Annotated in this window: 10 protein-coding genes; 5 read left to right on the top strand and 5 right to left on the bottom strand. The window is 29.7% G+C overall.

What is annotated here, in order from left to right; translation table 11 throughout:
* The first annotated feature begins 99 nt into the window (after positions 1 to 99).
* From ALEK_RS15130 to ALEK_RS15120, 3 genes are all read left to right on the top strand, one after another.
* Positions 100 to 642 carry a hydrolase gene (locus ALEK_RS15130; RefSeq protein ID WP_071627584.1) on the top strand — a complete coding sequence of 181 codons (543 nt, stop codon included), beginning with the start codon at positions 100 to 102 and terminating at the stop codon, positions 640 to 642.
* Between the two features lie 80 nt (positions 643 to 722).
* Entirely contained in the window at positions 723 to 1823 is a 1101-nt protein-coding gene (locus ALEK_RS15125) for a substrate-binding domain-containing protein (protein ID WP_083574680.1), read from the top strand.
* A complete protein-coding gene (locus tag ALEK_RS15120) occupies positions 1813 to 3936 on the top strand; it encodes a PAS domain-containing protein (RefSeq protein WP_071627585.1) in 2124 nt (707 codons plus the stop codon). The genes ALEK_RS15125 and ALEK_RS15120 overlap by 11 nt, the downstream gene beginning before the upstream one ends.
* 5 nt (positions 3937 to 3941) lie before the next feature.
* Here the strand turns inward: ALEK_RS15120 and ALEK_RS15115 are convergent, their stop codons facing one another.
* The 5 genes from ALEK_RS15115 to prpB all read right to left on the bottom strand — a co-directional run bounded on the left by ALEK_RS15115 (position 3942) and on the right by prpB (position 11223).
* The gene (locus ALEK_RS15115) at positions 3942 to 4946 is read right to left on the bottom strand and encodes a sensor domain-containing diguanylate cyclase (RefSeq protein WP_071627586.1); all 1005 of its coding nucleotides are present in this window, start codon (positions 4944 to 4946) and stop codon (positions 3942 to 3944) included.
* Positions 4947 to 5070: 124 nt separating this feature from the next.
* A complete protein-coding gene (prpF, locus tag ALEK_RS15110) occupies positions 5071 to 6249 on the bottom strand; it encodes a 2-methylaconitate cis-trans isomerase PrpF (RefSeq protein ID WP_071627587.1) in 1179 nt (392 codons plus the stop codon).
* Between the two features lie 129 nt (positions 6250 to 6378).
* Positions 6379 to 8976 carry a Fe/S-dependent 2-methylisocitrate dehydratase AcnD gene (gene acnD / locus ALEK_RS15105; RefSeq protein WP_071627588.1) on the bottom strand — a complete coding sequence of 866 codons (2598 nt, stop codon included), beginning with the start codon at positions 8974 to 8976 and terminating at the stop codon, positions 6379 to 6381.
* A gap of 197 nt (positions 8977 to 9173) precedes the next feature.
* Positions 9174 to 10283 carry a citrate/2-methylcitrate synthase gene (locus ALEK_RS15100; protein ID WP_071627589.1) on the bottom strand — a complete coding sequence of 370 codons (1110 nt, stop codon included), beginning with the start codon at positions 10281 to 10283 and terminating at the stop codon, positions 9174 to 9176.
* Positions 10284 to 10338: 55 nt separating this feature from the next.
* On the bottom strand, positions 10339 to 11223 hold the full coding sequence (gene prpB, locus ALEK_RS15095; RefSeq protein ID WP_071627590.1) for a methylisocitrate lyase: 885 nt from the start codon (positions 11221 to 11223) through the stop codon (positions 10339 to 10341).
* 174 nt (positions 11224 to 11397) lie between these two features.
* Between prpB and ALEK_RS15090 the strand changes: the two genes are divergently transcribed.
* Positions 11398 to 12375 (top strand): hypothetical protein, encoded by a 978-nt coding sequence (locus ALEK_RS15090; protein ID WP_071627591.1) that lies wholly within the window; start codon positions 11398 to 11400, stop codon positions 12373 to 12375.
* Positions 12376 to 12377: 2 nt separating this feature from the next.
* Positions 12378 to 12953 carry a TetR/AcrR family transcriptional regulator gene (locus ALEK_RS15085; protein WP_071627592.1) on the top strand — a complete coding sequence of 192 codons (576 nt, stop codon included), beginning with the start codon at positions 12378 to 12380 and terminating at the stop codon, positions 12951 to 12953.
* Positions 12954 to 12975 lie beyond the last annotated feature (22 nt).

The following is a 12975-nucleotide window of genomic DNA, read 5'->3' as shown; positions in this document are numbered from 1 at the left end:
CTGCTCAAATCTTCCAAAAAAACTCAAATTAGCAATATTTTCCAAGAAATTTATATATATTTTTTAGTATGATAGTTAGATATAAATTAAGGAGAGCAAATGAGAATTAATGTGGAAGAAACACTATTTTGTTTAGTTGATGTACAAGATAGACTTTACCCTTATATGACAAACAAAGATGAAATCGAGAAAAACTTAGTAACATTAGTAAAAGGTCTTAAGACTTTAGAAGTTCCATTTATTGTAAATGAACAATATAAAAAAGGAATTGGGGAAACAATCCCAAGTTTACGAGAATTTGTTGATCCTGATCCTCACTTTGAGAAAACTACTTTTTCTTGTTGTAAAAATGAACCAACTATGGAAGCTATTAAAAATGCAGGAAAAAAAGTAGTAATTGTTGCTGGTATTGAAACTCATGTTTGTGTTTTACAAACTTGTATTGATTTATTAGAAGCTGGATTACAACCTGTATTAGTTACAGATTGTGTAACTTCAAGAAAACAAAAAGATACAGATATGGCACTGGAGAGATTAATTCAAGCAGGAGTAATTCCTACTACTTATGAGTCAATTTTATTTGAGCTAACAGTTAACGCAAAAAATCCAGTATTTAAGCAAATATCTAGCCTAGTAAAATAAAGGCTTTATTATTAATCGTTAAGAAAATTAATTTGTTATGTTATAATAATTGGAATTTAACTTAAAAATAGGTGGCTCCCATGAAACATTACATTTTCAAATTAATTATTTTAATGTGTGCATTCAATATTTTGAATGCAGGTAATTCAGACTATTTTGCTATTGATGAGTATATAGAATTTACTAATCAAGAGAAAATAAGTAATGATTTTATTGCACAAATTCAAAAAGATGCAGTAAAAATAAAACAAGAGAATAAGAAAATTAGAATAGTTTTAGTTTACCCTGGTAAACAACTAACTGACTATTGGATGAAAAGTAAAGTTTCATTTGAGAAACGACTTAATGAACTTGGAATAAACTATGAGTTAGTTCTTCATTTCACAAAACCTCACGTTGAAACAAGAGTTCAATCAAAACTACTTTTAAAAGCTATCAAAGATAATACAGATTATTTAGTATTTGTATTAGATGCTAGTAAACACGCTAAATTCATTGAAAGAATTATGAGTAGAGAAAAACCAAAATTAATTCTTCAAAATATCACAACACCTTTACGAAAATGGCAAAAAGACCAACCTTTTTTATATGTAGGATTTGATCATATGCTAGGTAGTCAAATGTTAGCTAATTACTATATCAAAAAAACAAAAGGAAAAGGTAAATATGCCGTTTTATATACATCAAATGGTTATATTGGATATATGAGAGGTACAAAATTTATTGATTATGTATCAAAGAATTCAGACTTAAAAGTAGTACATGAATATTATACAAATACAAGTAAAGACAAAGCTAGATTAGCAACATTAGATTTACTTAAAATTGATCCAGATGTAAAATTTATTTATGCTTGCTCAACTGATATTGCCTTAGGTGTAGTAGAAGCACTTAAGGAAAAAAATTTAGTAGGAAAAGTTTTAGTAAATGGATGGGGCGGTGGAAATAGCGAATTAAAAGCTATTCAAGATGGCTTTATGGATGTAACTGTTATGAGAATGAATGATGATAATGGTGTTGCTATGGCTGAAGGTATTAAGCTTGATTTAGAAAACAGAAGAGATAAAATACCAACAATCTTTTCAGGGGATTTTGCTCTTGTTGAGAGAGGAATAAAACAAGAAGAACTAGAAAAACTTAAAAAAAGGGCATTCAGGTATACATCTGATGATGACAAATAAAAAATTATCTTTATCTTTATTAAATAGTTTACTACTTTTAGTATTTTTTATTGTATTAAGTATTGCGGTACTTTTTTCTACATATATTAATACTCAAAAAGTAGTAGACAAAAATATTGATGACTACTTCAAACAAACTTACAATATTACTAAACTAATAATTGAGAATGAACAAAATAATCTAGATAATATCGTATCAAAAATATCTAAAGAGTTTGAAAATATCAATGATCTAAATAATCCTGATTCTATTTCTTATAAAATTGAAACCTTATCTTATATAGATAGTATTGATTTACTTTTTTTTAAAAAGAACAATGAAGTTTACGATTATAGTAATTCTTTATTTGATACAGAATCTATAATAGATGAAATTAGAAAGATAAAATCGTCAATTAATCATAAAATTATTAATATAAAAGTTAATAATGAAGACATTGTTTTAATGATAAGTACAAAACAAATCATTGACAATAATACAGGTAGAGTACAAGCTGTAATTTATGCTGCAAAAATATTGAATAATAATTTTGCTTTACTTAATGATATAAAAAGTAAGTCAAAACAGGTTGATATGCATATATTTTTTGATAATAATATTATTGCTTCTACGCAAAAAAATATAGCAATTGATTTAAGTAGGTTTTATCATAATAGTGTTGATATAGGAGATAGAACAATATATTCAAGTATGTGGTATGAAATTTTTGAAAACAAATCTTTAAATATCATATATGTTACTAAAAATAATTCTTTTGATGTTTTAAAAGAATCTTTTCTTCATCAAGCATTTGTTCTTTTACTTTTCCTAATTTTTTGTTTTATACTTTTATATTATTTATCAAACAAGTTTATTATTAAGCCTTTCTCTAAACTTCTTAATTATGCATATAAAGTCAAAGATGATAAAAGTATTAGATATGAAAACACAAAAGTTTTAGAATTTGATAAATTTGCTTATGAATTAAAAGGAATTATCTCAGAACTTAGAGATGTGAAAGAACAATACTCTAGGGCTATTGATGGTGTTCAAGATGGATTATGGGATGTTGACTTAAAAAATAAGAAGATATTTTACTCTCCAAGATTTTTAACAATGTTAGGTTATTCAAGCCATGATATTAAAACTTACAAAAGTTTCTGGCAAAAAAGTATTCATAAAGATGATTATGAAAAAACAATGATTGCTTTAAAAGAACATTTATCTGGTAAAACAGAAGTATTTGAAAGTGAATATAGATTTAAATGTAAAAATGGCTCTTTTATGTGGATTAAAATAAGAGGTAAATTATTTTATGATTCAAAAAAACATCAAAGTAGGTTTACAGGATTCCATACAAATATTAATGATTTAGTTGTACTTCAAGAAGAAAATCAACAAAAAGAAAGAATGTTATATCAACAATCAAAGCTTGCTTCAATGGGAGAAATGATCGGTAATATTGCACATCAATGGAGACAACCTCTAACAGTAATTAGTGTAATCGCATCAACTATTAGTATGCAATTACAACTAAATACTTTAGATAAAAATGCAACTATTAAAGATATAGATAAATTATTAGGAACTGTAGATTATCTATCTTCAATTATTGATAAATTTAGATATTTCTTTAATCCTAATAATGAGATTGAAAACTTTTCTGTTTGTGAAGCTATTAAAGAAAATTTAGTAATTTTTGAATCATCATATAAATCAAACAATATTAATTTAATACTAAATTTAGATGATATTTATATAAGTGGTTATAAATTTGAATTAATGCAAGTTGTAATAAATATAATAAATAATTCAAAAGATGCTTTAAGTGAAAAAAGTATTATGGACAAAGAAGAGAATTATATCTTTATGAAAACAGATGTAAAAGATAAAGTCTTAACGCTAAGTATTTATGATAATGCAGGTGGAATAGATGAAGAGCTTGCAGAAAAGATATATGAACCTTATTTTACAACAAAACATCAAAGCCAAGGTACTGGTTTGGGATTATACATGTCTAATGAAATAATTAAAAAACACTTTAATGGTAAGTTATCAAATAAAACTATAGAGTATGAATATGAAGATAAAAACTTTAAAGGTGAAGAGTTTAAAATAGAGATACCTCTTTAGTATCTTTATTTTACAATTGTATTTTTTCCATTCTTTTTAGCTTGATACATTTTCTTATCTGCTATGTTTACTAAATCATTAAAATTCTCAAGCTCTTTTGTAAATTCAACTAATCCAACACTTAATGTGATTTTTCCATATTGACTATTTTCAAAGTATGTATTTGAAGTATTCATAAGTCTATTTAGATGTAAATATGTAGAATCTAAAGTTGCATTTATACTAAGAATACAAAACTCTTCTCCTCCAATTCTATAAATCTTATCAATTCCATTTCTTGTTTGATCTTTTAAGATATTAGAGAATTCAGTTAATACTTTATCTCCACCATCATGTCCAAACTTATCATTAATATTTTTAAAGTCATCAATATCTATATAAGCAAGTGTGGCTTTTATACTACATCTTTTTACTTGTTGGAATAAATCAGAACATGAATTAATAAAGTGTCGTCTATTGTAAGTATTAGTTAAGGGGTCAGTAATTGTAAGCTTTTCCAACTCTTCTCTAATCTTGTCATTTTCTATTTCAAGTTCTAATCTAAAGATTTCTCGCTCAATTTTACGTGAATAAATCAATGCTATATCTTCAAGTTCTTTTGCTAATTTTCTTTTTTCTTTTGAGAATATTGAAATATGTCCAATACATTCATTTCCATCATTATTTATTGGAACACCATAAAAGCTTTCAAAGCCTGAATTTCTTTCTTTATAAAAATCCTTATTTACATTTTCATGAATTTCTACAATTTTGTTTTGAAATACTAATTCACAAGGCGTGCCAACTAATTCAAATTCTTTTGGTATATTTTTGTTAGTTGCATATAATACTTCAACTTTTGTAGTTGGATTAAAATTAACAGCTTTAGTGATAAATACTAAATCAGCTTTATATAGTTTTTTAATTTCATCAGCAGCAGATTTTATAAAATCTTTTCCTATATGTAAGGATGTTGCTTCTAGTATTGATTTTAATGCTTCATATGGGTTAAAATCAAATGCCTTATTCATATTCTTATCCTCAATTTGTGTAATCTGTTTTATATTAGCTGTTTTTTATAAATTGTTTATAAATAAAAAAAGGCCTAGATAAAAATCTAGACCTTTTAAAGATAATTGTGAAGAAAAGGAAGGATTATTTATCCATAGTTCCTGCAGGAACATGAACATTACCATCCATGATAATTCTAGCAGATCTAGACATAGAAGCTTTTTCAACGATGTATTTACCATCTTTTTGTGAAAGTGCAGCTCCAACTTTAATAGCTCCAGAAGGATGACCAAAAGTTACAGTTTCTTTCTCTCCACCACCAGAAGCAATATTTACTAAAGTTCCTGGAATACAAGCAGCAACACCAATAGCAACAGAAGCTGTTCCCATCATTGCATGGTGTAATTGTTGCATAGATAATGCTCTTACGTGTAAGTCCATTTCATTTGCTTTAACTTCTTTCCCAGAAGAAGTAATAAAGTCTTGAGCAGGTGAAACAAATGCAATTTTAGGCGTATGTTGTTGAGTTAATGCATCACTTGCATCTTTCATAACACCCATTTTAAGAGCTCCTGCAATTCTAATTTTTTCAAATCTCTCTAATGCAGCTGTATCAGAGTTAATATCACCTTGAAGTTCAGTACCTTTGTATCCAATCTCTTGGGCATTTACAAATACAGTAGGAATACCTGCTGTAATCATAGTAGCTTTAAAAGTACCTACGCCTTCAACTTCTAAATCATCTACTAAGTTTCCAGTAGGGAATAATTCTTCACTTGGATCAACTGGCTCAACGAATTCTAATTGAATCTCTTCAGCAGGGAAGGCAACACCATCAATTTCATAATCACCCATTTCTTTTACAATACCATTTTCCATAGTCACGTAACAAAGAATAGTTTTTTTGATATTTGCTTGCCAAATTCTTACACAACAAACTCCATTTTCAGGTACATTTTCTACCATTCCTTCAGTAATTGCAAAAGGTCCAACCGCAGAAGATAAGTTTCCACAGTTTCCACTCATATCAACAAAATCTTTGTCAATTGCAACTTGGCAGAAGTAGTAATCTACATCATGATTAGGAACATCTGATTTTCCAACTAAAATAGCTTTAGAAGTAGAAGAAGAAGCTCCTCCCATACCATCCATTTGTTTTTTATAAACATCAGGAGAACCTACAATTCTTTGAAGTAATTTATCTCTTTTTGCACCATCTTCTTGTGCTTCTTTTGGTAAATCTGCAATATTAAAGAAAGTACCTTTTGAAGTACCACCTCTCATATAAGTTGCTTTTACTTTAAATTGTGGTTGATAAGCCATATTATGTTTCCTTTTTAAATGTTTGAGTTTAAAACTTATTAAAAAAATCCAATGATTTCTTTAATAAATATTGTAAAGAAGAGAAAACTCTTCTCTACATATTTATTTTAGACAAAAGTCTAAGAGATATTATTTACCTTCAGCAATAACGTCTTTAGCGAATTTTTGTAAAATACCACCATTTTTGTAAACATCTACTTCAGCAGAAGTATCTAATCTACATAATACTGTGAATTTAACAACTTCACCATTTGCTCTAGTCATAACTACTGTTAAGTCAGTTCTAGGAGTGATTTCACCTTCAATATCAAAAGTTTCAGAACCATCAATTGAATAAGTATGTCTAGTGTCGTCCGCTTGGAATTGTAATGGTAATACACCCATTCCAACTAAGTTAGTTCTGTGAATTCTTTCAATAGATTCAGCAATTAATACTTCAACACCTGCAAGTCTAACACCTTTTGCAGCCCAGTCTCTAGAAGAACCTTGACCATAGTTAGTACCAGCTACGATAATTAGTGGTTGTTTTCTTTGAGTATATGTCTCAATAGCTTCCCACATTCTAGACTCAGTACCTTCTGGCATGATTTTAGTTAATGAACCTTGTTTAGTAACACCGCTTTCATCTTTAACCATTTCATTGAATAGTTTTGGATTTGCTAATGTAGCTCTTGAAGCTGTATGGTGATCCCCTCTATGTGTTGCATAAGAGTTTAAATCTTCAACTGGAAGACCTTTAGATAAACAATACTCACCAGAAGCTGATGTTGGTAAAATTGCATTAGATGGAGATAAGTGATCTGTAGTGATATTATCAGGGAATACACCTAATGGTCTCATACCTTTAAGTTCAGGCATTTGCATATATTCAGCTTCCCAGTAAGGAGGCTTGTTAATATAAGTTGATTGAGTATTCCAGTTATAGAATGGAGAAATCTCAATATCACTTAAAGCATTTTTTGCAAACATTGGATCATAAATTGCACCAAACATTTCTGGTCTAACTGAAGCTTTTTCAACTGCGTTGATTTCTTCATCAGATGGCCATAAATCTTTTAATGTAATAGGGTTTCCATTTGCATCAGTACCTAATGAATCTTTTTCAATATCAAATCTAATAGAACCAGCTAATGCGTAAGCTACTACTAATGGAGGTGATGCTAAGAATGCTTCTTTTACGTATGGGTGAATTCTACCATCGAAGTTTCTGTTTCCAGATAATACAGCAGTAGAGTAAATATCGTTATCAGTAACTTCTTTTTGAATTACTGGATCTAAAGCACCTGACATACCATTACAAGTAGTACAAGCAAAACCAACAATACCAAATCCTAATTTTTCTAGTTCAGGAAGTAAGTTCGCGTCTTTTAAGTATTCCTCAACAATTTTAGAACCTGGTGCTAAAGATGATTTAACCCATGGTTTTCTTTTTAATCCTAATTCATTTGCTTTTTTAGCAACTAAACCAGCAGCAATAACGTTTCTTGGATTTGATGTATTAGTACATGAAGTAATAGCAGCAATTAAAATTGCACCATCTGGCATGTCAGTTTCACCAATCTCAACAGTATTATCAGTAATTCCTTCTGATTCTAAAGTAGAAGTAGGTACTAATTTATGAGGTTTTGAAGGACCAGCTAATGATCTAGTAACAGCAGTTAAATCAAATACTAATTCTCTTGCGTAAGTAGCTTTAGTTAAATCAGTTGCCCATAAACCATTTGCTTTAGCATAAGCTTCAACAAGTTTAACTTGATCTGATTCTCTACCTGTAAGTGTTAAGTAATCTAAAGTCTGCTCATCAATTCCGAACATACCAGCAGATGCACCATACTCAGGAGTCATGTTTGCAATTGTAGCTCTATCACCTAAGTTTAAGTATTCCATACCTTCACCGAAGAATTCTAAATAAGCAGAAATTACGTTGTTTTCTCTTAAGAAAGAAGTCATAGCTAATGCAATATCAGTCGCAGTGATACCTTCAGCTCTTGTTCCTACTATGTTAACACCGATAATATCTGGAACTCTCATATAAGATGGGTTACCTAACATTACGTTTTCAGCTTCTAATCCACCAACACCAATTGCTAAAACACCAAGTGCATCAACGTGAGGAGTATGAGAATCTGTACCAACTAATGTATCAGGAGAAGCAATACCATCGATATTGTGAACTACTGGTGACATTTTTTCTAAGTTTATTTGGTGCATAATACCATTCCCTGGAGGAATAACATCTACATTATCAAATGCTTCTTTAGTCCAGTTAATAAAGTGGAATCTATCTGCATTTCTTCTATCTTCAATATCTCTATTCTTTTGGAATGCATCTGGATCAAATCCACCACATTCTACTGCTAAAGAGTGATCAACGATTAATTGAGTAGGTACAACAGGGTTAACTTTTTTAGGGTCTCCACCTTCACTTGCAACTGCTTCTCTTAAACCAGCTAAATCAACTAAAGCTGTAAGTCCAAGGATATCATGAGTAACAACTCTTGATGGGTACCAAGGGAAATCTTTATCAGTTCTTTTCTCAATTAATTGAACAAGTGAATCTTTTAAATCTGCACTTGGACATTTTCTAAGTAAGTTTTCTGCTAATACTCTTGAAGTATAGTTTAATTTTTCAAAAGAACCTGGAGTAATGTCTTCTACAGCTGCTTTTACATCATAAAAGCTAGTATTAAAACCTTCAAGTTCTTTAAGATATTTTTCATTTGTCATATTTTATATCCATTTTATGTAATTTTATTTGTTTTGCTACCAATGTTATTTGTAGTTGTGTATCCACTGTAATGCAGCATTAGTAGCACATCTTTTAGCTAGCCCATTATTTTTGGGTCTAACTAAAAGTCGTATTTTTTTATGTAAGTTTTTTATGTTTTATATTTATGTTTCTTGTGTTTCCCAAAAGGGAGAGATTAAGCTCTATTATCTAAAGCTACGAAATCTCTTGGCTCTTCACCATTGTAATCAGAACTTGGTCTGATAATTTTATTATTTGCTCTTTGTTCAAATGCGTGTGCAGCCCATCCAGCAGCTCTTGACATAATGAATAATGGAGTATAATATAATCTTTCAATTTGCATATAGTGGTAAATTAATCCACCGAAGAAATCGATATTATCAGGTAAACCTTTTTCAGCTTTAACTTTATCTCTAATTGCTTTAGCAATATCGAATAATTTAGGATCAGAAGTTGGTAATTCTTTTAACTCGTCAGCTAAGTCGAATCCGATAGGAGATCTTGGATCTACTTCTCTATATACTCTGTGTCCGAATCCCATGATTTTTTCTTTTTTAGCGAATAATTCATCAACTGAAGTTAATGCGTTATCTACATCTGTGAATCCAAGTACGAATTTAATTGCAACTTCATTAGCTCCACCATGTAAGTGACCTTTTAAAGTTCCAATTCCTGTAGTCATACAAGAATAGATATCAGATAATGTAGATGCAGTAATTCTATTTGCAAAAGTAGATGCATTAAATTCATGCTCAGCGTATAAAGTTAACATTGCGTTCATAGCTTTAACTTCTACTGCTAATGGAGTTTTTTCTTTTAATCTTTCTACAATGTAACCAGCAATTGTAGTTTCATCAGAAGCTAATTCAACTTCTTTTCCGTTTACATGCCAGTGATGCCAGTAAACTAAGAATGATGGGAATGCACCTAATAATCTAGTAATCTTTTCCATTTGATCAGAGAAATCTTCTGCTTCTGGTTCCATACAACCTAAAGCTGAAGTTGCAGTTTTCATAACATCCATTGGATGTGCTGATGCTGGAATTGATTTTAAAATATCTTTTAAGTTTTGTGGTAAATCTCTACCAGCAATAATATCCGCTTGGAATTTTGCTAATTGAGTTTTATTTGGTAATTCACCAACTAATAAAAGGTATGCAACCTCTTCAAAATCAGCTTTTAAAGCTAAATCTGCGATATCATAACCTCTATAGTTAAGACCATTTCCTAATCCACATGTACAAATTGCTGAAGAACCAGCTGTAACACCTGCTAAACCACTCATATTCTCTCCTTAGTTAAATGTATGTATTCTGTTTTATTTGGTAAACGAAGTAAAATTACTTCGATTTACCTGCTGCAAATAATGAATCCATTTTTTGCTCATAATCATGGTAACCTAACATATCGTAAAGCTCCATTCTTGTTTGCATCGTATCTAATGTACTTTCTTGAGTACCTTTGTCTCTTAATTCTTGGTATACATGTAAAGCAGCTTTATTCATTGCTCTAAATGCTGATAATGGGTAAAGTACCATTTCAATACCAACTGAACCTAATTCTTCAGTAGTAAACATTGGAGTTGCACCAAACTCAGTAATGTTTGCTAATACTGGAACAGTCATTTGGTCAGTAAATTCTTTATATTCTTTTAATGTGTGTACTGCTTCTGCGAAAATTGCATCTGCACCAGCTTCAACGTATGCTTTAGCTCTTGCAACTGCAGATTCTTGACCTTCAGATGCATGTGCATCAGTTCTAGCAATAATGTAGAAATCTGGGTCTAATTGGTTTTTAGCGTCAACAGCAGCTCTAATTCTGTCACACATTTCTTCTGTAGATACTAACTCTTTATTTGGTCTGTGTCCACATCTTTTTGCAGCAACTTGATCTTCAATATGAAGTCCAGCAGCTCCAGATCTGATAAATTCTTTTACTGTTCTAGCAACATTGAATGCATGTCCCCAACCAGTATCGGCATCTACAATTACAGGAGTATCACAGATAGAAGTAACTCTTCTAATGTCAATACAAACATCTTCAATCATAGTCATACCTAAATCTGGTAAACCATATGAAGCATTTGCAATTCCTCCACCTGAAAGGTAAATTGCTTTGTATCCTACTTTAGTAGCTTGTAATGCTTGGTATGCATTGATAGTTCCTACGATTTGTAAAGGAGATTCTTCTTTTAAAGCTTCTCTAAATTTTTTTCCTGCGCTCATACACATCCTTTAATTTGAAATTACAACTATTATACATGATTAATGATTGGAGGTGGTGTATGATTTTTGTATAAGAAATTACAACTTTTTTATAGATATTGGCATTTTGTACAAAATCTGTTCTTATGCTTTAAAATGGTACAATTTTGAATAAAGTAAATTATAAGGTAGAGCATGACTTACAAAAACTCAATAGAAAAGTTTATAGAGATTTTTAAGAGATCGAACTTAAGTATATCCAAGTTTGCCTCACTAATCAATAAAGATAGAAGAACCGTAACTTCGTGGATTGATAATGTTACAGATATAGAACCTAGTAATGATATAAAAGAAAAAATTTGTCAAATATTTAGATATCCTGATTATGTTTGGGAAGAGGGTTGTACCGATGAAGAGTTCCTTAAGTCTATTACACAAATACCTCAAAAAGAGGTTAGAATTATAGATGAAGACTATTATGGACGTCTAAAATATATTATGGAAATTGAAAAAAATAGAAGATTTGTTATTCAAGCACAATTTCCTGGACCTATGTATAGAGATACTGCCGTACAAAAAGTGTACAGAACTAAGACTTCAAAAGATATAGAAGATTTAAAACAATCAAGAATTGATCAGATGTTAAGATATGATTATGATACAACTGAATGGTATTCAATTAAGTCTGTTTTATCTTTTTGTTTTGCAAGTATTGGAAACTTTTATACTAAAGAAGAGAAGATTAAAATCTTAGAACTTATATATGAACTATTCAATAATAACTACAATAAGAAACTATTTTTATTTGATTCTTTCTCAAGAAAAATATATGGAATGGAAACTACATATATATCTATTAATGTAAAACAAAAGATTCTTTTCTTTAAATCACCTATTGAGTCTGTATTTATTGAAATTAGAAATAAAAACTTAGTTGAGAGAATGCATAAGTATTATAGCTCGCCTATTGAAGCTCCATCTCATGTAAACTTTTTAGAGTCAGTTAAAATTATAAAGATTTTACAAGATGCTTTAAAATACAATAATGATATTAGACAAGCCTATGAAACAATTAATAGAACTACAGATTATGGAGAACTTTTCTATCATAACTTATCTCTTGATTTACAAAAAGAAGTAAGTGATCCAAAATCTGGGCAAAGAAGGAACTAATAATGAGTTCATCAAAAGACAAACTTTTAAAAGTCGCATTTGAAGAGATATACCAAAATGGTTATCATGCAACTTCAGTTGATAAGATATTAAAAAAAGCCTCTATGAATAAAGGAAGTATGTATCACTTCTTTAAGTCAAAAAAAGAATTGATATTAGCAATTATTGATGTTCATGTTGATGATTACATTCAAAATAAATACGGTGTTATTTTGGAAAGTGAAGAAAACATGATTGAAGCAATAATGGCTGTATTAAAAAATAAACCTTTATACAACTTTATTTATGGATGTAGATTAAATAATCTTGTTCATGAATTATCAAATCAAGATAATGATTTTAAGATTGCTCTTGAAAAATCTTATTTTAAATTTGAAGAAATATTCCAAATTGCTTTAGATAGAGCAGTTGAAATTGGTGAAATCAAAAAAGATACAGATACAAAAGCTGTAGGAATGTTCATTCTTGCAACTATTCAAGGTGGATTAACTACAAGTAAAAAATCCTCTGATTCACACTACTACGACGTTTGTATCGAACAACTTAATAACTATCTAAACCTACTAAAAACTAAATAACAAAATTTCAATTTAAAAATCT

The sequence above is a fragment of the Poseidonibacter lekithochrous genome (genome assembly GCF_013283835.1).
Taxonomy (GTDB): domain Bacteria; phylum Campylobacterota; class Campylobacteria; order Campylobacterales; family Arcobacteraceae; genus Poseidonibacter; species Poseidonibacter lekithochrous.
Note: the sequence above shows the minus strand (reverse complement) of the source record. Positions and strands in the feature narration are given on the sequence as shown.

What these genes read in the sequence shown, in the direction of transcription:
- ALEK_RS15130 (WP_071627584.1), top strand. Translation starts at nt 100, where the DNA reads ATGAGAATTAATGTGGAAGAAACACTATTTTGTTTAGTTGATGTACAA.
- ALEK_RS15125 (WP_083574680.1), top strand. Translation starts at nt 723, where the DNA reads ATGAAACATTACATTTTCAAATTAATTATTTTAATGTGTGCATTCAAT.
- ALEK_RS15120 (WP_071627585.1), top strand. Translation starts at nt 1,813, where the DNA reads ATGACAAATAAAAAATTATCTTTATCTTTATTAAATAGTTTACTACTT.
- ALEK_RS15115 (WP_071627586.1), bottom strand. Translation starts at nt 4,946, where the DNA reads ATGAATAAGGCATTTGATTTTAACCCATATGAAGCATTAAAATCAATA.
- prpF (WP_071627587.1), bottom strand. Translation starts at nt 6,249, where the DNA reads ATGGCTTATCAACCACAATTTAAAGTAAAAGCAACTTATATGAGAGGT.
- acnD (WP_071627588.1), bottom strand. Translation starts at nt 8,976, where the DNA reads ATGACAAATGAAAAATATCTTAAAGAACTTGAAGGTTTTAATACTAGC.
- ALEK_RS15100 (WP_071627589.1), bottom strand. Translation starts at nt 10,283, where the DNA reads ATGAGTGGTTTAGCAGGTGTTACAGCTGGTTCTTCAGCAATTTGTACA.
- prpB (WP_071627590.1), bottom strand. Translation starts at nt 11,223, where the DNA reads ATGAGCGCAGGAAAAAAATTTAGAGAAGCTTTAAAAGAAGAATCTCCT.
- ALEK_RS15090 (WP_071627591.1), top strand. Translation starts at nt 11,398, where the DNA reads ATGACTTACAAAAACTCAATAGAAAAGTTTATAGAGATTTTTAAGAGA.
- ALEK_RS15085 (WP_071627592.1), top strand. Translation starts at nt 12,378, where the DNA reads ATGAGTTCATCAAAAGACAAACTTTTAAAAGTCGCATTTGAAGAGATA.